Genomic DNA, 19,387 nt, shown 5'->3' on the forward strand with positions numbered 1-19,387 from the left:
GCCGGCGCATTCGAGCCCGGGACAACGCTTCGTGGAGTAGTTGCATCTCGGTTCCGTTCGGCATGTTCAGCATGGGTTTCGGCTTTCTCGTTGGGGCCGGTGGAGGGACACCGGCACGGTCACGTGTGGATCGGGTTGGTTGTCAGGCCGCCAGCCGGACCGCGTTGCGCGACTCGGACAGCCCACTGGCCGCCAGTCGCGCCTCGGCCTCGACCCGGAGCTCGGCGTCACGGGCCAGGTCCTCCTTGCGCGGGCGGCCACGGGGCCGCTTGCGCGGGACGACCGCGCCACGCTCGAAGATCTCGCCACCCCAGACGCCCCAGGGCTCGGCCCGCTCGACCGCCCCGGCGAGGCACTCGACGCGCAGCGGGCAGTCCCCGCAGAGCGACTTGGCCAGCTCGAGCTCGGCGGGCGAGTCGGAGAACCACAGGTCGGGGTCGAACTTCCGGCAGGGCAGGTTCGCCTCCACCTCGACGCTCACGTCGAGTGGGGCCAACGCCAGACTCATGCCCGGTCACCTCTCTCTCGTTTCGATCTCGTGGATCGCGTTCCGGCGTACTTCGGCACTACGGCGGTGCAAAAAAAACTGAGGCCGCGGATCCCGGTAGCGGGTTCCGCGGCCTCGAGGTGAGCCGGTGGTCTGGTGATCAGACCGGTCTACCTCGAGGTGGAACGCCGCGGACATCCATGCGCTTGGTTGCGACATCGATACCCTTGCCCGTGGAGCCACTGGTCCCGTTGAATCCGGCAGTGGGCACGAGGGTCCGGTTCAGCTCGGCCTGAACCTGGACCTGGTGCGCCTGCGGAGCCCACGGTCGAGCAGCCAGGGCAACCCGGACAGCCGACAGCGGAGCAACGGCGGCAAGCGGCGCCGCCGGACGCTCATACGTGTAGCTCTCCACTGGTGCCACCTCCTCCGGTGCACTCGATATGCCGACTCGGTCCCAACCCCGCTGAGCAGCCGGAATGGCGCCGCTCCCGAGGTGTGTCCTGAGGCTATTCCTCGTCTCCGGGCGAGGGCAAACGATTTACGGCTACTTTTCGAAAGTTTTCTGCGGGCAGACGTCGTCGACCGCCGCGCCCTTGACCAGAGCGAGGACCGACTCGCCGTAGAGGCCCAGCTTGCGGGGGCCGATCCCGGCGATCGCGATCAGCTCCTCGGCGCGTACCGGCTTGCGCTCGGCCAGCGCCGTGAGCGTGGCGTCGGTGAAGACCACGTAGGAGGGGACCTTCTGCACCCCGGCCACCCGGACCCGCCACTCCCGCAGCCGCTCGTACAGCTCCTCGTCGATGTCGGACGGGCAGGTGGGGCAGCGGCCCAGCTTGCGGTCGGGACCGGCGAGCAGGGTCGCGCCGCAGATCCGGCAGGAGATCACCCGGGCAGCGGGACGCCGGGCGGCGGCCTGCTTCGCCGGGGTGGCGCCGGCCCGCTCGCCGCCGCCGGAGCGGTCGAGCTGGGGCAGGAACCGGGACGGCCGCCGGGCCCGCCCGCCCGGGGACCGGGCCACCGAGTACGACAGCCAGAGCCACTCCCGGGCCCGGGTGACGCCGACGTAGAGCAGCCGGCGCTCCTCCTCCACCTGCTCGGCGGTCCGGGCGTACGTGGTGGGCAGGGTGCCCTCGGAGAGCCCGACCAGGAAGACCGCGTCCCACTCCAGCCCCTTGGCCGAGTGCAGGGAGGCCAGGGTCACCCCGTCCACGGTCGGCACGTGCTGCTGGGCGGCCCGCCGGGCCAGCTCGTCGTTGAAGTCGGTCAGGGTCACCGGCCGCTCGATCACCGCCGCCTCGCCGACCGGCAGCACCGGCGGCGTGCCGGCGTACTCCTCGGCGAGCTGGACCAGGGCGGCCAGCGCCTCCCAGCGTTCCCGCGCCGCGCCGCCGGCCGGTGGGGCGTCCGGCGCCCAGCCCACCGCGGTCAGCGCCTCGCGGACCGCTGTCGGCAACGGGATGCCGCCGTCGACGGAGCGGGTGGCGGCGCGCAGCGCGATCATCGCCTGGCGCACCTCGGCCCGCTCGAAGAAGCGCTCCGCGCCCTGCACCACGTACGGCACCCCGGCCTCGGTGAGCGCCTTCTCGTACGCCTCGGACTGCGCGTTGGTCCGGAACAGCACGGCGATCTCGCGGGCCGGCGTGCCACCGTCGATCATCGTCCGGCAACGGGCCGCGACCGCCGCGGCCTCGGCCGGCTCGTCGGTGAAGATCCGCAGGTCCGGTTCGGGGCCGGGCGGGCGCTGGCCGACCAGTTCCAGCCGCAGTCGCGCCTCCGCGCCGCGGGCCTGTGAGATGACCGCGTTGGCCAGGCCGACCACCTGCGGAGTGGAGCGGTAGTCGCGGACCAGCCGGACCACCGTCGCGCCGCGGTGCCGGCGCGGGAAGTCGACCAGGTACGCCGAGGTGGCGCCGGTGAAGGAGTAGATGGTCTGGCTGGCGTCACCGACCACGGTCAGGTCGTCCCGGCCGCCGAGCCACGCCTCCAGCAGCCGCTGCTGCAACGGGTTGACGTCCTGGTACTCGTCGACGACGAAGTGCCGGTACTGGCCGCGTACCTGCTCGGCGACGTCGGGGTGCTCCTCGATGCCCCAGACCGCGGCGCGCAGCATGTCCTCGAAGTCGATCACACCGTTGCCGCGCTTGAGCTTCTCGTACGCGGCGAAGACCTCGGCCACCTTCGCCGGGTCGTGCGGGGTCTCGCGCAGCGCCTTCGCGGCGGCGACCACGTACTCCCCCGGCTCGACCAGCGACGACTTGGCCCACTCGATCTCGCCGGCCAGGTCCCGGGCGGCGGCCCGGTCGGCGCGCAGGCCCACCTTGGCGGCGGCGAGCGTGACCACCCGCACCTTGCTGTCCAGCAGCTCGGGCATGGCCCGGCCCTCCAGCAGCCGGGGCGCGAAGTAGCGGACCTGGCGCAGCGCCGCGGCATGGAACGTGCGTGCCTGGACGCCCTGCACCCCGAGCAGGGTGAGTCGGCTGCGCATCTCGGCTGCGGCGCGGGCGGTGAAGGTGACCGCCAGCACGTGCCGGGCGGAGATGTCACCGGTCAGGGCGCGGTGGGCGATCCGGGAGGTGACCGCGCGGGTCTTGCCGGTGCCGGCGCCGGCCAGCACGCAGACCGGGCCGGCCGGGGCGGTCACCGCGGACCGCTGCTCCGGATCCAGCCCGGCCAGCACCCGTTCCGCCGCTGAGTGAACCACCACAGCCAGGAATCATCCCAGCCCCCGCCGACGTTGCAGCGGTTAGCCTGGCCTGATTCGACCGGGCCCGAGCCATCCCTTGGAGGACCAGACCATGCTGACGATGTATTCGACCTCGTGGTGCGGCTACTGCCACCGGCTGAAGTCGCAGCTCGACCGGGAGGGCATCGGCTACGAGGTGGTCGACATCGAGAAGGACCCGCAGGCCGCGGACTTCGTGATGAAGGTCAACGGCGGCAACCAGACGGTCCCGACCCTGCGCTTCGCCGACGGCAGCGCGCTGACCAACCCGTCGATCACCCAGGTCAAGCAGCACCTCTCCACCATCGCCGGCTGACCCACCCGCGCAGAGAGCGGCCTGGCCCACCAGGGCCCGGCCGCTCTCGCCGTTCTCCCCGTTGATCATGAAGTTAGCGGCGTCCGGCACGGCGTGTCGCGCCGCCAACTTCATGACCAACGGTGCCGTCCGCTGGGCGGCGGGGGGCGGGGATGTGGGGGGTGGGGGTGGGGAGGGTGAGGGCGCGGCCCTGCCAGAGGTAGGCGCCGGCGGCGGTGGTGGTCAGGCCGACCAGGACGAAGAGCAGCCGGTAGTCGAGCACCCCGACGAGCAGGGCGCCGCCCCCGATGGAGACCGCCTGCGGGCCGCTGACCAGCGCCTCCGAGGCGGCCGTGACCCTGCCGAGCAGCCCCGGCGGGGTCCGCCGCTGGACCAGCGTGTTCAACCCCACCATGATCAGCGGCAGCGAGAGGCCGGCCAGCAGCAGCGCCGCGAAACCGAGCCAGAGATCCGGGTACGCCAGCGCCAGCGCCGCCGGCCCGAAGAGGGTGACCCCGGCCGCCAGCGCGCCCAGCTCGCCATACCTGCGTACCACGGCGGGTGAGAGCAGCCCGCCGGCCAGCCCGCCGATCCCCTGCACGGTGACCAGCACCCCGACGAACGCGGCGTCGCGGCGCAGCCCCTGGTCGACGTACGCGAAGATCAGCGACTCGGTGAAGCCCATCACCAGCGAGCCCAGCCCGTAGCCGAGCAGCGCCCGGCGCAGCGCCGGCTCGCCGGCCAGGTGCCGCAGCCCCGCCCCCAGCTCGGCCGGCCAGCGCAGCTCCCCGCCGGCCGGTCGGCTCTCGGCCACCCGCAGCGTGCCGACCACCGTGCCGGCCACCAGGAACCCGGCCATCGCGAGGGTGGTCAGCAGCCAGCCACCGACGGCCGCGTAGAGCGCCGCTCCGGCGAGCGGGCCGACCAGCCGCAGTCCCTGCCGGACGGTCTGGAGCACCCCGTTCGCGTCGGGGAGCAGCTCGATCGGGACCAGCTGCCGGATCAGCCCGCTGAGCGCCGCGCTCAGCGTGATGTACGACAGCCCGTAGAGCCCCGCCACCACGTAGATCACCCACACGTCGGTCCGGTCCCGGACGGCGAAGAGTGGGCTGAGCAGCACCGCCGTGGCCACGTTGGCCGCCACGAAGAAGGGGCGGCGGGGGTACCGGTCGACCACCCAGCCGACCAGCGGCGCCAGGACCATCGGGGCGATGATGGCGAAGATGGTGCCGCCCGCCAGCCCGTCCGAGCCGGTCAGGTCCTTGACCCAGATGGCCAGGGCGAGCAGCAGGACCGACTCGGCGGCCATGCTGGCCAGCAGGGCCACGAAGAGCAGCCGGAAGTCGGGGCGGCGCAGGACGGTGCGCATGGGGTCCTCTTTTCTTTTTCAGACACGCCCTTGCCGGGACCTCCGGCGCCGGTCGCGCCGTCCATACTGACCGTGGGGGGCGAATTTCATACAGTTACCGTCGCGTCTGCGGCGGTCGACGGAGAAGAGGACGAAGGTGCCTCCTGCCGTACCCAGCCCGATCCTGCGCCGTCGCCGGTTGGGCAATGAACTGCGCCGTTTTCGCGAGCTGGCCGGTCTCACCGGGGACCAGGTCATCGAGCGGATCGGCTGGGCCTCCGCGTCCAAACTGTCCCGACTGGAGAACGGCCGCAGCCGGCCCGACCCGGAGGACGTGCGGGTCCTGCTCGACCTGTACGGGGTGCCCGAGGAGTCCCGTGACGAGCTGCTCGGGATCACCCAGGAAGCCGGCGACATGCGGGGCTGGCTGCTGAAGAACTATCCGGTGATGACCCAGCAGCAGCGCGGCTGGGCGGAGTTGGAGGCGGGCTGCGCCGAGATCTCCGAGTACAACCCGGTCCTGGTGCCCGGGCTGTTGCAGACCCCCGGGTACGCCAAGCTGCGCATCCTCTCGGCCCGCCAGGTGGACCAGTTGGCCGGCGACCCGGAGCCGGGTGAGGACCCGGAGACCGAGGTACGCGCCCGGCTGGCCCGGCAGTCGCTGCTGACCCGCTCCCCCGACGCCCCCCGGTACACGGCGGTGTTGGAGGAGGCCGCGCTCAACGGGCACCGGGCCGGGCCGCCGGAGGTGCTCCGGGAGCAACTGGGTCACCTCTGCGAGCTGGCCATGCTGCCGAACGTCACGCTGCACCTGCTGGAGCGGGACACCCGGATCGCCGACTTCTTCCTGCCGCCCACCGCTTTCTCGTTGTACCGGTTCGCCGACCCGCTCGATCCGGAGACCCTGGCGATCGAAGGTGGCTTCACCGACGTCATGTCGACCGAGGTAAACACGCTAAATCGCTATAAAGTGGTTTTCGAGTGGCTATGCTCGGCGGCGCTCTCCGCATCGGACACCCTCTCCTGGCTCTTCGAGGCGACGGGACGGCTGACCGAGGCGGCGGGCCCGCCCGCGGTGGCGTCCGGCCCGGCAACGGCGCCGGTCCAACGCCGGCCGGCCGGGCGCCTGACGGACCGGTGAACCCGGGGATCTCCGTCGGGGCGGGCGGCGTCACTCGTCCCCATCGGAGCAGCGTCACGAGCAGGAGCAGAACCATGAACGACAACCGCTACCCGACCGCCCGCGACCTCGCCACCGCGCCGTGGCGGACCAGCACCAGGAGCCAGACCTCGAACTGCGTCGAGGTCGCCCCCCTGCGTACCGGGCCGGCCGCGGTCGCCCTGCGGGACAGCAAGGACCGGGGCGGGCCGGTGCTGCTGTTCAACCGGGCCGGCTGGCTGGGCTTCATCACCGGCGCGAAGAACGGGCAGTTCGACTTGAACTGATCAGATCCGCTGGACGACGGGGCCGTTGGCGTGACGCCGACGGCCCCGTCGGTCGTTACCGCCCCTACCCCGCTGACCAGGCGTCATCCGATCGGACGACGCCCCGCACCGATAGGTGCGTTTCACTTGCTGGGATGACACGGCGGCGTAACATGTCCACAGAGTGACGTGGAAGTTCCAGCGGGTATCCGTCCTTCGCGGCTCATCGGAGACACCCATGAGGTTCCTGATCGTTCGCACCGACATCCGCACCGCCGCCGACACCGAGATCGCGGCAGCCTGGGCCGACGGCGGCCGGCTGCGCGACGAGCGGACCACCCCCGAGCCCCGCCGGCAGGTGGTGCACGCCGAGGACCGGGAGGCCGCCCTCGTGCTGGCCCGGGCGCTCGCCACGGTCGGCGCCGTCCGCTGCGGCCGGCAACGGGTCAAGGTGCTCGCCGTGGACGAATCCGCCGCCCGCCGGACCGGCGGCGGCTGACCTCTCCGACGCCCGTCGTGGCCGGCCCGGCTCCCCCGCCGCGTTTCGCACCGGCCGCCCACGACGGCCCGTGTTCCCGGCCCGTGACCGTCGCGGCAACGGCGGTCCCGGGCCGGGACCGTGTCCGGGGTCAGTGCGTGGCGTCCAGCCAGCCGTCCAGCCACCGGTGGATCAGGAACAGGGCGATCGACGACGGCGGCGGCAGCACCAGCAGGTTGTCGTCGACGACCACGTCCCGACCGGCGAGCGCCGCCCCGATCTCCCGCCGGGTGAACCAGCGGGCGTGCGCGATCTCCACCGGATCGACCCGTACCGGCGCGTCGGCGTCGGCCCGGGCCAGGAAGCCCAGCATCAGCGAGCCCGGGAACGGCCAGGCCTGGCTGCCCGCGTACGCGATGCGGTCGACCGCGACGCCGACCTCCTCGCGGACCTCGCGCAGCACGGCCGCCTCCGCCGACTCCCCCGGCTCGACGTAGCCGGCCAGGCAGGAGTAACGCCGCCGGCCCGGCTCGCTCGGCCAGGTCGCGTTGTTGCCGAGCAGGCAGCGTCCCTCCGGACCGGCCTGCCCGTCGTGCACCAGCACGATCATGGCCGGGTCGGTACGCGGCCAGGCCCGGCCACCGTCGGCGTCCACCCGGGACCAGCCGGCCTCGTCCACCTGCGTCGGCTGGCCGGACGTCGACGAGTAGCCGTGCCGCAGGTGCCAGTTGAGCAGGGCGAGCGCGGTGGTGAAGATGCCCGCGTCCCGGTCGGTCAGCAGGTGGCCGACCTCCCGCAGGTGCACCGCCCGGGCGCCCGGCAGCTCCGGCAGCGGCGCGTCCACCGCGAAGACCGGCACCCCGTCCGGCTCCACCCCCAGGAACATCGGCACCGAGCGGGGCACCCCGGGCAGATCGCCGGAATCCAGCAGCACCAGCTCGGGTGGGGCCCCGACGCCGCGGACCAGCGCCCGGCCCTCGGCGGCCGAGTCCAGCACCAGCACCCGGGCCCCCTCCCAGGACTCGGCCAGCCACTGCGGGTCGGTACGCCGGTGCGCGGCCCGGTCCAGCGTGGACCGGGCCAGCGGCGGCGCCGACTCGCCGCTCACGAGCCGGCCGCCACCCGGTCGACGGGGGCGAGGGCGGCCAGCGGGCCGCCGATCCGCTCGGCGTCCCCGAGCACCACGGTCACCGCCTTCGCCGGCGCGAGGTAGCGGGCGGCCACCTCGGCGACGTCGCCCACGGTCGCCTTCGCCAGCCGGGCCGCGTGCTCGGCCAGGAAGTCCAGGCGCAGCCCGTTGCCCGCGTACGCGCTGGTCAGCGAGGCGAGCCCGGCCTGGGTGGACATCCCGAGCTGGAGCGTGCCGAGGGCGTACTGGCGGGCCTGCTCCAGCTCGTCCGGCTTCGGCGGCAGCGACGCCAGCCGGCCCAGCTCGTACGTGGTCTCCAGCAGCGCCGGGCCGGTCACCTCGGTGGCCACCTCGGCGGCGGCCACCAGCACCGACCCGGCCACCGAGTGCTCGACCGACGAGTGCGGGCCGTAGGTGTAGCCCTTGTCCTCGCGGATGTTCTCCACCCAGCGGGAGGAGAAGTAGCCGCCGAAGACCAAGTTGGCCAGTTGCAGGTCGGCGTGGTCGGGGTGGGTGCGCGGCACCGCCGGAAGGGCGATCCGCAGCGACGACTGCACCGAGCCGGGACGGTCCACCAGCAGCAGCGGCCCGGTCTCCAGCGGCGGCGCGGGCGGCAGCTCGGCGGTGTGCCCGGGGCCGGTCCAGCCGGCCAGGGCCGCCTCGGCCGCGTCCAGCGCCCGCTCCGGCTGCACGTCGCCGACCAGCACCAGCACCGCGCCGGTCGGGTGCACCCGTTCGGCATGCAGCTTGCGCAGCGCGGGGGCCCGCACCGCGCGGACCTGGTCGGGCTCCGGGGTCTGCACCGCGTACGGGTGGCGGCCGTAGATCCGCTTCAGCAGCGCCGTCCGGGCCAGGTGCGCGGGTTGGCTCTGGGCGACCTGGATCCGGTCGACCAGCCGGTCCCGCTCGGTGCCGACCTCCTGCTCCGGATAGGTGGCGCCGGTCAGCACGTCGGCCAGGATCTCCAGCATCCGGTCCAGCCCGGTGACCAGGCCGGCCCCGGAGAGCATCAGCCGGTCCGGGTCGAGGCCGGCGGAGAGGCCACCGCCGACCTTCTGGAGCTCGGCGGCGATCTGCACCGCCGACATGGTGGGGGTGCCGGAGAGCAGCGACTGGGCGAGCACCGCGCCGCGGGCCAGGTTCGCCTTGCCGAACGGCATCCAGAGCCGCAGCTCGACCAGGGGTACGGCGGGTCGGCGTACGACGATGACGGTGAGCCCGTTGGCCAGCGTCCGCTCGGCCTGCTTCGGGACCTTCAGCTTGCGGGTCGGGCCCAGCGGCGGAAGGGTGCGCGTACCTACCGTCACTTGTTTCCTCCCGGGACGACCTCGACGGATGCGCGGCGCTCCGGCCGCAGGGTGGCGGCGGCGGCCCGGACCTGCTCGTCGGTGACCTCGCCGACCAACCGGGGCAGGTCGTTGAGCAGACCCGGCTCGCCGCGTTGCTGTTCGAGCACGGCCATCCGCAGCGCCCGGCCGAGCACCGCGTCGGTGTCCCGCAGCAGGTGGGTCGCCATCCGGGCCTGGGTACGCGCCAGCTCGCCCTCGGTGAGCCCGTCGGTGGCGAGCCGGTCCAGCTCCTCGTCCATGGTGCGCAGCACCTTGTCCACGTCGCCGCCGGGCGGCAGGTGCGCCTGGAGCAGCAGCGCGGTGGGGTCGCGCACGTCGAACGGGTCGCCCATGAAGCCGAGGTAGCCGCCCAGGCCGGTCACCGTCCGGTCCCGCTGGACCATCCGCTCGACCAGCCGGGACGCGTCGCCGTCGGTGAGCACCTCGGCGAGGACCACGTACGGCAGGTAGCCGGCGAAGTCGGTGACCGGGTCGGGCACCCGCCACGCTCCGGCGACCGCCGGCAGTGGGGCCAGCGCGTCGGTGTACGAGGTGCGCCGTTCCCCGGTCAGGTCGGGCTCGGTGAAGTCCGGGCGGTCCGGCGCGGGCCGGGCCGGGACGTCGCCGAAGTGCCGCTCGATGAGCGTGGTCGCCTCGGCGACGTCGATGTCCCCGCTGACCGCGAGCACGGCGTTGCCGCAGGCGTAGTAGCGGCGGAAGAAGTCGGCCGCGTCGGAGACGGTCGCCGACTCCAGGTCGTCGAAGGAGCCGTAGCCGTCGTGCGCGTTGGGGAAGGTGTCGAACATGACCGGCGGCAGCTTCAGCCAGGGGAAGCCGCCGTACGGCCGGTTCAGCACGTTGACCCGGATCTCCTCCTTGACCACGTCGACCTGGTTGCGGAGGTTCTCCTCGGTGAGCTTCGGTCCGCGCATCCGGTCGGCCTCGAGGAAGAGGGCCCGTTCCAGGGCGTTGCTCGGCAGCGTCTCGAAGTAGTCGGTGTAGTCCAGGTGGGTGGAGCCGTTGAAGGTGCCGCCGGCGCCCTGGACGTGCCGGAAGTGGGCCAGCTTCTCCAGGTTCTCCGAGCCCTGGAACATCAGGTGCTCGAAGAGGTGCGCGAAGCCGGTGCGCCCCTCCGGCTCGGAGCGGATGCCGACGTCGTAGACCACCGCCACCCCGATCACCGGGGCGCTGCGGTCCGGGGTGAGGACGACCCGCAGGCCGTTGTCGAGGGTGAACCGCTCGACCGGGTACTTCGTCGCTGGAATTCTCGTTCTCCGAGCCGCCACGGCTCGACCCTAGCGCGTCGGCACCCGGCGTACCGCCGTCCCGCCCGCCGGCCGTACCGGGTCGGCTTGAGCACCCCCGACTTCACCTATTGGGCCGATGGGAATTGCCGACAATTTCGGGACACCCGGTCTCACCATCCGGTCGGTTCTTGACGCCGGCCACAGCCTGCCCCACTCTTCCTACCAACTAAGTAGGAATACTGCGGATTGGATCGACGATGAGACGGCTCCCCTTCCGTCGGCTGGTCTCCCTGGCCACCCTCGCCGTGGTGAGCGCGGCCACCCTCGGCACCACGGCCGGCTGCGGCGAGGACGACGCGAGCGGCGACTCCGGGCCGGTGACGCTGCGGCTCGGCTACTTCCCCAACATCACCCACGCGCCCGCCGTCGTCGGCGTCGAGAAGGGCATCTTCGCCGACAAGCTCGGCAGCGGGGTCAAGCTTTCGACCAAGACCTTCAACGCCGGCCCGGCTGCCATCGAGGCGATCTTCTCCGGGGCGCTCGACGCGACGTACATCGGTCCGAACCCGACGGTGAACGCCTTCTCCAAGTCCAAGGGCGAGGCCGTCCGGGTCGTCTCCGGCGCCGCCTCCGGCGGCGTCGCGCTGGTGGTCAAGCCCGAGATCACCTCGGTGGAACAGCTGCGCGGCAGGAAGATCGCCACCCCGCAGCTGGGCAACACCCAGGACGTGGCGCTGCGCTACTTCCTCAAGGAGAAGGGCCTGACCACCACCAAGGAGGGCGGCGGCGACGTCAAGGTGGTCCCCCAGGAGAACTCGCAGACCGTCGAGACCTTCGGAAGCGGCGCGATCGACGGCGCCTGGGTGCCGGAACCGTTCGCCTCCCGGCTGGTCAACGCCGGCGGCAAGGTACTGGTCGACGAGCGCGACCTGTGGCCGGACAGGAAGTTCGTCATCACCAACCTGATCGTCTCCACCAGGTTCCTCAAGGCCCACCCCGACGTGGTCAAGAAGCTGGTCGAGGGGCAGGTGGCGGCGAACGAGTTCGTCAACACCAAGCCGGACGAGTCCCAGCAGGCCATCTCCGACCACATCGGCAAGATCACCGGCAAGCCGCTGGACGTGAAGCTGATCAAGCAGGCGTGGCCGACGCTGGAGTTCACCAACGACCCGATCGCCTCCTCGCTCAAGACCGGCCTCGACCACGCGGTCGCCGTCCAGCTCACCGAGCCGGTCGACCTGAACGGTCTCTACGACCTGTCGTACCTCGACGACGTGCTCAAGGCCCAGGGCAAGCCCGGAGTCACCCAGCCATGACGTCGACCACGACGACCCCGCGCAGCGCGACCGGCCAGGTCGCGCTGCGCGGCGTGACCAAGGTGTACGGACGCGGCGAGAACGCCGTACTCGCCCTGGACGGGGTCTCCCTGGACGTGGCGCCCGGCGAGTTCGTCTGTCTGGTCGGCGCCTCAGGCTGCGGCAAGAGCACCCTGCTGAACCTGGTCGCCGGCCTGGACCGGGCCAGCGGCGGGCAGATCGACGCCGGCGAGGGGGTCAACCCCGGGCTGATGTTCCAGGAGTCCGCGCTCTTCCCCTGGCTCACCGTCGAGGGCAACGTCGAGGTGCCGCTCAAGCTGCGCGGCCTGCCCCGCGCCGAACGCCGCGAGCGGGTCGCCGAACTGCTGCGTACGGTGCACCTGGCCGACTTCGGTCGCAAGCGCCCGCACGAGCTCTCCGGCGGCATGCGGCAACGGGTGGCGCTGGCCCGCACCCTCGCCCTGGACACCCCGGTGCTGCTGATGGACGAGCCGTTCGGCGCGCTCGACGCGATGACCCGGGACATCCTCCACGACGAGCTGGAACGGATCTGGTCCGAGCGGCGGCTCACCGTGCTCTTCGTGACCCACAACGTCCGCGAGGCGGCCCGGCTCGCCGACCGGATCATCCTGCTCAGCAGCCGGCCCGGCCGGATCATCTACTCCACCGAGGTCGCCGTGCCCCGGCCCCGGCGCATCGACTCCCCGGAGATCGCCGCGATCGCCGCCGAGGTCACCGACCGGCTCCGTACGGAGGTGGGCCGCCATGGCCAGTGACACCCTGACCAGCACGTCGACCAGCGACGCCGAGATCAGCGGACTGGACGCGCTGGAGATCGCCGGCCGGGAGAAGGAGACCTCCCGGGCGGCCCGCATCTGGGCCGGCACCTGGCCGAAGCTGGCCGCGCTGGCGATCGTCATCGGCATCTGGCAGGTCGCGTTCTGGTCCGGGTGGAAGGACCCGTGGGCGCTGCCCGCCCCCGGCACGGTCTTCGCCGACCTGTGGGACTACCTGTTCACCTCCGCCCTGTGGGAGGGACTGGCCAACACCGGCCGGCGGGCCGTGGTCGGCTTCGCCGTCGCCGTCGCGGTCGGCCTGCTGCTCGGGCTCGGCGTCGCCCGGGTCCGGGTGCTCCGGGCCGCCCTCGGCTCGATGATCACCGCGCTGCAGACCATGCCGTCGATCGCCTGGTTCCCGCTGGCCATCGTCCTCTTCCAGCTCACCGAGCAGGCGATCTTCTTCGTGGTGGTGCTCGGCGCGGCGCCGTCGGTGGCCAACGGGGTCATCCACGGCGTGGACTACGTGCCGCCGCTGCTGATCCGCGCCGGCCGCAACGTCGGCGCCCGCGGACTCAACCTCTACCGGTACGTCATCGCGCCCGCCGCGCTGCCGGCCATCGTGGCCGGGCTCAAGCAGGGCTGGGCGTTCGCCTGGCGCAGCCTGATGGCCGGCGAGTTGCTGGTGGTGATCGCCGAGAAGACCTCCATCGGCGCCCAGCTCACCTACGCCCGGGACTTCTCCGACGCGCCCCGGCTGATGGCCATCATGATCGTCATTCTGGTGGTCGGCCTGCTGGTAGACGCGGCGTTCGGCGCCGCCGACAAGGCGATCCGGCGCCGGTGGGGCGTACTCGACCAGGCCGGCAACTGAGCCCGTGTAGGTCTCCGCGCGCAGCGACCACGCCGTCCGGGCCATGCTCGCCGTCGCCGACGCCGGGGGCGAGCCCGGCCGGCCCCGCTCCGGCGGCGAGCTGGTCAAGGCGCCACCCTGACCGACCTGCTGGTCGACCGGGAACGGGTCAGCCCGTCGTAGTGCCGGCGGGTGGGGTGGGCGGGGTGCCGGGCAGGTGCAGCCCCACCACCCCGGCCGGGGCGGTCACCCCCGGGGTCGGGTGCCACGGCGCGAACGCGGCGACCATGGCGAGCAGCAACCCCGCTCCGGCGAGCGCCAGCACCACCAGCAGCTCGCGTACCGCCCCCGAGCCGGCGTCGCCCGCCATGGTCACCCCTCCCGCGTCCGGTCGCACCCCCGACCGCAAGCCTGGCCCCGGCCCGCCCCCGAGCACAGTCGCCGATCGGACCCAATCGGGCCGGTTAACCGACTCGTGACCTGACTCGTGACCCCGAAATGGCGCAGCGGCCGGGCGACCACCGTGGCGGTGGCGCCCGGCCGCTGCGGCCGGAAGGAGGATCAGACGGTACGCGGGCGGCGCGGCCGCCGGGACCGGCCCGACGTGCGGTGCGCGGACCGGCCGCCCTCGCCACCGGCGGTACGCGGGCGCGCGGCCGGCGCCGGCTGCGGGGCGACGATGGTCACCGGCACCCCGGACGGCTCCCGGGCCCCGGTGACCCGGGACAGCGCCGCGTCGCCGAGCCGCACCTGGGTCGACTGCGGCTTGATGCCGGCCACGCTCATCAGCCGGGACACGTCCCGGCGCTGCTCGGGCAGGACCAGGGTGACCACGGTGCCGGACTCCCCCGCCCGGGCGGTGCGCCCACCCCGGTGCAGGTAGTCCTTCGCCTCGGTCGGCGGGTCCACGTTGACCACCATGTCGAGGCCGTCGACGTGGATGCCCCGGGCGGCCACGTCGGTGGCGACCAGGGCGGTCACCTGCCCGGTGCGGAACTGCTCCAGGATCCGGGTGCGCTGCGGCTGGGACTTGCCGCCGTGCAGGGCCGCGGCGCGTACCCCCTTGGAGAGCAACTGACGGGCGAGCCGGTCGGCGCGGTGCTTCGTACCCATGAACAGGATGGTGCGGCCCTCGCGGGCGGCGATCTGGGTGAGCGCGGCCGGCTTGTCGGCCGCGTCGACGTGCAGCACGTGGTGGGTCATCGCGGTGACCGTGGCGGTGCCCGGGTCCACCGAGTGCGACACCGGGTTGCTCAGGAAGCGGCGGACCAGCCGGTCCACGCCGCCGTCCAGGGTCGCCGAGAAGAGCATCCGCTGCCCGTCCGGGGCGACCTGCTCCAGCAGCTTGGTGACCTGCGGCAGGAAGCCCATGTCGGCCATCTGGTCGGCCTCGTCGAGCACGGTGATCGCGACCTCGCCGAGCCGCACGTCACCCCGGTTGATCAGGTCGTGCAGCCGGCCGGGGGTGGCCACGACCACCTCGGCGCCGGCCCGCAGCGCGTCCGCCTGCCGCTGCAGCGACAGGCCGCCGACGACGGTGGCGCAGCGCAGCCCGAGGGCCTTCGCGTACGGGGCGAGAGCGGTGGTGACCTGCTGGGCCAGCTCCCGGGTCGGCACCAGCACCAGGGCCAGCGGGCGGCCCGGGCGGGCCCGACGGCCGGCGGTACGCGACAGCAGCGGCAGCCCGAAGGCGAGCGTCTTGCCGGAGCCGGTCCGGCCCCGGCCGAGAACGTCGCGGCCGGCCAGCGAGTCGGGCAGGGTCGCCGCCTGGATCGGGAACGGCTCGGTGATGCCCTGCGCGGTCAGCTCGCTGACCAGCGCCGGCGCCAGACCGGTCGCGGCGAAGCTGGGAATGGTCATGGTCATGCGAAATGCCTTCCTCGACGCGGCACGTGTCGAGGGAGGCGCCGTGAGGGCGCTGTCGACCGGCGGAGACGTCCGCCGGGACTCACAAGCACGAACCGAAAGGGTACGGGCCGGTCCGCCGCAGCACGCCGCGTCCCGCCGGAGCGGGGGGCGGCGCGGCGGACCGGTCCCGTCACCACGCCCGAAGGGGCGCGGAGGGTGTTACGGGGAGATCCGAAGATCAGAGCGGGCGGATGTTCTCCGCCTGCGGGCCCTTCTGGCCCTGGGTCACCTCGAACTCGACCCGCTGGTTCTCGTCCAGGCTCCGGTAGCCGGAGGACTGGATCGCCGAGAAGTGGGCGAAGACGTCGGCGCCGCCGCCGTCCGGGGTGATGAAGCCGAAGCCCTTGTCAGCGTTGAACCACTTGACGGTGCCAATAGCCATTTGTTTCGTCTCCTTGACGGAACGTCGAACCCGCACGTGTTGCGGACTCGAAGAGGAGTGTGTCGCAGTGCACGGCACACCTGTCGCTGCTGGTCGCCCCGCCCGGAGATCTCCGGACACAACAAACGGCGCCTGGGGCCACAATCCGCCAGGCGCACACAGAGTCTCTGGTAACCAAAACTGCAACGGGACCAACGTATCACGGATCTACCTGAGCGCCACCCCCCACCGGATTTTCTTCCGGCACCCCGGCGATCAGCGCGGTCAGCCCGTCGGCGTCCAGCAGGTCGGCCGGGCGGACGGTCACCCCGTCCCGGACGTAGTGGAACGCGGCGCCCACCCGCTCCACCGGCACCCCCGCCAGCTCCGCCCAGGCCAGCCGGTAGACGGCCAGCTGCACCGCCACCACCTCCGCCTCCCGCCCGGCGGGCTGCCGGCCGGTCTTCCAGTCGACCACGTCGTACCGGCCGCCGGGGCGGGAGAAGACGGCGTCCATCCGGCCCCGGACCACCACCTGAGCGAGCACCGTGGCGAACGGCACCTCCACCTCCACCGGCACCCGGTCGGCCCACTCGCTGGCCAGGAACCGCTCCTGGAGCTCGGCCAACGCATCGTCGGGCGCCGCGTCGGCGTCCGCCGCGCCGGGCAGCTCGTCCACGTCGAGCAGCCGGTCGGCGCCGAACCGCTGCTCCAGCCAGGCGTGGAAGGCGGTGCCCCGGCGGGCGTACGGGCTGGGCTCGGTGGGCATCGGCCGACGCAACGCCCGGGCCAGCGCCCCCGGGTCGCGGCGCAGCCCCACCAGTTGGGTCACCGACAGGTGCCCCGGCAGGGCGACCTCCACCGCCTCGGCCCGGCGCAGCAGCTCCGCCCGCTCGGCGAGGAGCAGGTCCGCCTCCCGCCGCCAGCGGGCCACCTCCGGGTCGTCGGTCACCGCGGGCACCGCCCCCGGCTCGGCCGCCACCGCCGGCGCCGCCTCCCGGTCGGCCGGCGCCCCCTCCCGGTCGTCGGTCACGCCGGACGGCGGCATCCGACCGGCCCGCGGGTCGGCGAGGAAGCGGCGGACCAGGGCGGCGGCCTCGGCCAGCACCGGACGGCGGGCGCCCAGCGGGTCGGCCGGCCACTCGGCGCGCAGCACCAGCTCGGTGGTCGGGTTCACCGCGTCACCGGCCGGCTCGGGCGCCCACTGGTCGACCAGCAGCCCGTCCCCGCCGTCCAGGCAGGCGTCGTACACCTCCCGCAGCAGGACCGACGGGCCGCGGAACCGCTTCGCCGCCTCTCCCCACCAGTAGCCGGAGCACAGCAGCAGCCGCCGCGGCCGGGTCACCGCCACGTACGCCAGCCGGCGTTCCTCCCGCTCGTCGTGCGCCCGCCAGGCGTCGGTGAAGTCCGCCACCGCCCGAGCCACCCCACGCTGGTCCTCCGCCTGCTCCAGGCCCAGCTGCGGCAGCCCGTCGGCGTCGCCGCGCAACGGGAACGGCAGCACACCCAGCCCACCCAGCCAGTGGTCGGAGTTGCGCACCGGTCCCGGCCAGACGCCCCGGGTGAGGCCGGCGACCGCCACCACGTCCCACTCCAGGCCCTTCGCGGCGTGCGCGGTGAGGATCTGGACAGCCCCCTCCACCACCTCGACCTCGCCCGGGGCCAGGCCGCGCTCCTCGTCCTCGGCGGCGGCCAGGAAGGCCAGGAAGCCGGCCAGGGTAACGCCCGGCGTCTCACCACCGAACCGGGCCGCGACGTCACCGAGGGCGTCCAGGTGACCGCGGGCCAGGCCGGCGTCACCGGTGCCGTCCCGGCCGGCCCGGACCGCCACCTCCACGTCCAGGCCGATGGTCCGCTCGACGTCCGCGATCAGTTCCGGCAGCGACTGGTCCAGCCGGTAGCGCAGCAGCGCCAGCTCCGTGCCGTACGCCCGCAGCCGGGCGTACCCCTGGTCGGAGTACGCCTGCGCCGGGCCCAGGTCGGCCAGCGCCTCGACCAGCGTGGCCTCGTCGAGGGCGTCCACGGTGATCTCCGGCCCGTCGTCGCCGGTGAGCCGCTGCCGCTCCCGGGCGATGGCCCGGGCCCGCCGGTGCAGGGCCACCAGGTCCCGCGGGCCGATCCGCCAGCGCGCGCCGGTGAGCAGCCGCAGCAGCGCCGCCCCGTCGGTCGGGTCGGCGAGCACCCGCAGTGTGCAGACCACGTCGCGTACCTCGGGGGTGTCCAGCAGGCCGCCCAGGCCGACCACCTCGACCGGCAGCCCCCGGGCCCGCAGCGCGCCCTCGATCGCCGGGATCTGGCTGCGCAGCCGGACCAGCACGGCGGTGGTGGGACGCTGCGGCACCGGGATGTGCTCGGGCAGCGCGTCGGGCATCCGGGCCGCCCCCCGCCAGGCGGCGAGGACGCTGTCGGCGATCCACTCGGCCTCGTCGGCGTACGTCTCCAGCAGCGCGCAGTGCACGGTGCCGGCGGCCCGGCCGTGCGGGGTGCGGTGCGGGATCGGGTCCTTGACGCTCAGCGCGGCGTGCAGCTCCGGCACCCGCGCCCCGGCGGCGCGCAGCGGCACCGACAGCGCGTTGGCCACCCCGAGGATCTCCGGCCGGTTGCGCCAACTGGTGCTCAGGCCGAGCACCTCGGCGGGGGTGCCGTCGGCGCGGGCGAAGTCGGTCGGGAAGCGTTCCAGGGTGCCGGCGCTGGCCCCGCGCCAGCCGTAGATGGACTGGCAGGGGTCACCGACGGCGGTCACCGGGTGGCCGCCACCGAAGAGCGCACCCAGGAGCACCACCTGGGCGTGGCTGGTGTCCTGGTACTCGTCGAGCAGCACCACCCGGTAGCGGTCCCGTTCGATCTCCCCCACCCCGGGATGGTCCCGGGCCACCCGGGCCGCCCGGGCCAACTGGTCGGCGAAGTCCATCGCCTCGAAGTCGTCCTTGCGGCGCGCGTACGCCCGGACCAGCGGGAGCAGCTTCAGCCGGGTCTGCTGGAGCTGCAACGCCTTCCGCACGTCGGCGTAGACCCGGCCGGGGCGGGACTGCACGTCGGCGAAGAACCGGCCGGTCCAGGCGGCCAGGGCGTCCGGGTCGACCAGGTGCTCGTCCAGCTCACCGGCGAGGGCCAGCACCGCGTCGGTGATGGTGCTCGGCATCCGGTCGACCTCGGACATGTCCCCGTCGTAGTTGCGGACCAGCAGGTCCACCAGCTGCCACCGGGACGCCTCGGTGAGCAGCCGGGTGGAGGGCTCGTAGCCGGCCCGCAGGCCGTGCTCGGTGACGATCCGGCCCGCGTACGAGTGGTAGGTGGCGATGGTGGGCTCGCCGGCCAGCGGATCGTCCAGCGGGTCCCGGCCCCGCCGCCCCAACCGGCGCACCAGCTGGTCCAGCCGGGTACGCACCCGGTGCGCCAGCTCACCGGCCGCCTTGCGGGTGAAGGTCAGGCCGAGGATCTGCTCCGGCCGGACGTACGAGTTGGCCACCAGCCAGACCACCCGGGCGGCCATCGTCTCGGTCTTGCCCGAGCCGGCGCCCGCGACCACCAGCAGCGGCGCCACCGGCGCGGCGATGATCTCGGCCTGCTCCCGGGTGGGCGCCGGCAGCCGCAGCAGCCTGGCCAGCTCGACCGGGGTGTAGCGGGGGCCGGCGTCGGCGGTGCGGGGCGCCGGGGCGGCGGTGCCGAAGAGCGCGGGCTGGGTCACCGCGGGCCCTCCGGCCGCCCGGG

The 19,387-nt window shown here is 73.5% G+C and carries 18 protein-coding genes; 7 read left to right on the forward strand and 11 right to left on the reverse strand.

Translation table 11 applies throughout. The annotated features are described in order from the left end of the window. Positions 1-142: 142 nt before the first annotated feature. From GA0074704_RS26835 to GA0074704_RS26845, 3 genes are all read right to left on the reverse strand, one after another. Positions 143-508, reverse strand: coding sequence for a WhiB family transcriptional regulator (locus GA0074704_RS26835; protein WP_088973049.1), 366 nt, complete (start codon positions 506-508; stop codon positions 143-145). Positions 509-647: 139 nt separating this feature from the next. After that, the gene (locus GA0074704_RS29565; protein WP_088973050.1) at positions 648-902 is read right to left on the reverse strand and encodes a hypothetical protein; all 255 of its coding nucleotides are present in this window, start codon (positions 900-902) and stop codon (positions 648-650) included. A 132-nt stretch (positions 903-1,034) separates the two neighbouring features. Beyond that, entirely contained in the window at positions 1,035-3,194 is a 2,160-nt protein-coding gene (locus GA0074704_RS26845; protein WP_088973051.1) for an ATP-dependent DNA helicase UvrD2, read from the reverse strand. 91 nt (positions 3,195-3,285) lie between these two features. Here GA0074704_RS26845 and GA0074704_RS26850 point away from each other — a divergent pair, with 91 nt between their 5' ends. Then, positions 3,286-3,528 carry a mycoredoxin gene (locus tag GA0074704_RS26850; RefSeq protein ID WP_088974013.1) on the forward strand — a complete coding sequence of 81 codons (243 nt, stop codon included), beginning with the start codon at positions 3,286-3,288 and terminating at the stop codon, positions 3,526-3,528. Positions 3,529-3,601: 73 nt separating this feature from the next. Here GA0074704_RS26850 and GA0074704_RS26855 read toward each other — a convergent pair whose 3' ends face one another. After that, complete coding sequence (locus GA0074704_RS26855) at positions 3,602-4,876, reverse strand: MFS transporter (RefSeq protein ID WP_088973052.1); 1,275 nt, start codon at positions 4,874-4,876, stop codon at positions 3,602-3,604. A 136-nt stretch (positions 4,877-5,012) separates the two neighbouring features. Between GA0074704_RS26855 and GA0074704_RS26860 the strand changes: the two genes are divergently transcribed. The 3 genes from GA0074704_RS26860 (at position 5,013) to GA0074704_RS26870 (ending at position 6,779) form a co-directional block, all read left to right on the forward strand. Next, positions 5,013-5,996 (forward strand): helix-turn-helix domain-containing protein, encoded by a 984-nt coding sequence (locus GA0074704_RS26860; RefSeq protein ID WP_088973053.1) that lies wholly within the window; start codon positions 5,013-5,015, stop codon positions 5,994-5,996. A gap of 74 nt (positions 5,997-6,070) precedes the next feature. Beyond that, a complete protein-coding gene (locus GA0074704_RS26865; RefSeq protein WP_088973054.1) occupies positions 6,071-6,301 on the forward strand; it encodes a DUF397 domain-containing protein in 231 nt (76 codons plus the stop codon). Between the two features lie 217 nt (positions 6,302-6,518). Further along, a complete protein-coding gene (locus GA0074704_RS26870) occupies positions 6,519-6,779 on the forward strand; it encodes a hypothetical protein (RefSeq protein WP_088973055.1) in 261 nt (86 codons plus the stop codon). A gap of 130 nt (positions 6,780-6,909) precedes the next feature. Here the strand turns inward: GA0074704_RS26870 and nudC are convergent, their stop codons facing one another. The 3 genes from nudC to GA0074704_RS26885 are packed head-to-tail and all read right to left on the reverse strand — an operon-like array spanning position 6,910 to position 10,501. Next, positions 6,910-7,866, reverse strand: a complete 957-nt coding sequence (nudC, locus tag GA0074704_RS26875) for an NAD(+) diphosphatase (RefSeq protein WP_088973056.1) — start codon at positions 7,864-7,866, stop codon at positions 6,910-6,912. Further along, positions 7,863-9,194 carry a M16 family metallopeptidase gene (locus GA0074704_RS26880; protein ID WP_088973057.1) on the reverse strand — a complete coding sequence of 444 codons (1,332 nt, stop codon included), beginning with the start codon at positions 9,192-9,194 and terminating at the stop codon, positions 7,863-7,865. The genes nudC and GA0074704_RS26880 overlap by 4 nt, the downstream gene beginning before the upstream one ends. Next, on the reverse strand, positions 9,191-10,501 hold the full coding sequence (locus GA0074704_RS26885) for a M16 family metallopeptidase (RefSeq protein ID WP_088973058.1): 1,311 nt from the start codon (positions 10,499-10,501) through the stop codon (positions 9,191-9,193). Before GA0074704_RS26885 ends, GA0074704_RS26880 begins: the two co-directional genes overlap by 4 nt. 218 nt (positions 10,502-10,719) lie before the next feature. On the opposite strand from GA0074704_RS26885, the gene GA0074704_RS26890 reads away from it, so the two are divergent. From GA0074704_RS26890 to GA0074704_RS26900, 3 genes are read left to right on the forward strand one after another with little or no spacing between them, the layout of a single operon-like run. Next, positions 10,720-11,778 (forward strand): ABC transporter substrate-binding protein, encoded by a 1,059-nt coding sequence (locus GA0074704_RS26890; protein ID WP_088973059.1) that lies wholly within the window; start codon positions 10,720-10,722, stop codon positions 11,776-11,778. Next, positions 11,775-12,554 (forward strand): ABC transporter ATP-binding protein, encoded by a 780-nt coding sequence (locus tag GA0074704_RS26895; RefSeq protein WP_088973060.1) that lies wholly within the window; start codon positions 11,775-11,777, stop codon positions 12,552-12,554. The genes GA0074704_RS26890 and GA0074704_RS26895 overlap by 4 nt, the downstream gene beginning before the upstream one ends. Next, positions 12,544-13,428, forward strand: coding sequence for an ABC transporter permease (locus GA0074704_RS26900; protein WP_088973061.1), 885 nt, complete (start codon positions 12,544-12,546; stop codon positions 13,426-13,428). Before GA0074704_RS26895 ends, GA0074704_RS26900 begins: the two co-directional genes overlap by 11 nt. 148 nt (positions 13,429-13,576) lie before the next feature. Here GA0074704_RS26900 and GA0074704_RS26905 read toward each other — a convergent pair whose 3' ends face one another. The 4 genes from GA0074704_RS26905 to GA0074704_RS26920 all read right to left on the reverse strand — a co-directional run bounded on the left by GA0074704_RS26905 (position 13,577) and on the right by GA0074704_RS26920 (position 19,364). Then, complete coding sequence (locus GA0074704_RS26905) at positions 13,577-13,777, reverse strand: hypothetical protein (RefSeq protein WP_088973062.1); 201 nt, start codon at positions 13,775-13,777, stop codon at positions 13,577-13,579. Positions 13,778-13,968: 191 nt separating this feature from the next. Beyond that, a complete protein-coding gene (locus tag GA0074704_RS26910) occupies positions 13,969-15,273 on the reverse strand; it encodes a DEAD/DEAH box helicase (protein WP_088973063.1) in 1,305 nt (434 codons plus the stop codon). Between the two features lie 220 nt (positions 15,274-15,493). Continuing rightward, positions 15,494-15,697 (reverse strand): transcription antiterminator/RNA stability regulator CspE, encoded by a 204-nt coding sequence (gene cspE, locus GA0074704_RS26915; protein WP_007464836.1) that lies wholly within the window; start codon positions 15,695-15,697, stop codon positions 15,494-15,496. Positions 15,698-15,896: 199 nt separating this feature from the next. After that, positions 15,897-19,364 carry an ATP-dependent helicase gene (locus tag GA0074704_RS26920; protein ID WP_088973064.1) on the reverse strand — a complete coding sequence of 1,156 codons (3,468 nt, stop codon included), beginning with the start codon at positions 19,362-19,364 and terminating at the stop codon, positions 15,897-15,899. Positions 19,365-19,387: the final 23 nt, after the last annotated feature.

The sequence above is a fragment of the Micromonospora siamensis genome, assembly GCF_900090305.1.
GTDB lineage: Bacteria > Actinomycetota > Actinomycetes > Mycobacteriales > Micromonosporaceae > Micromonospora > Micromonospora siamensis.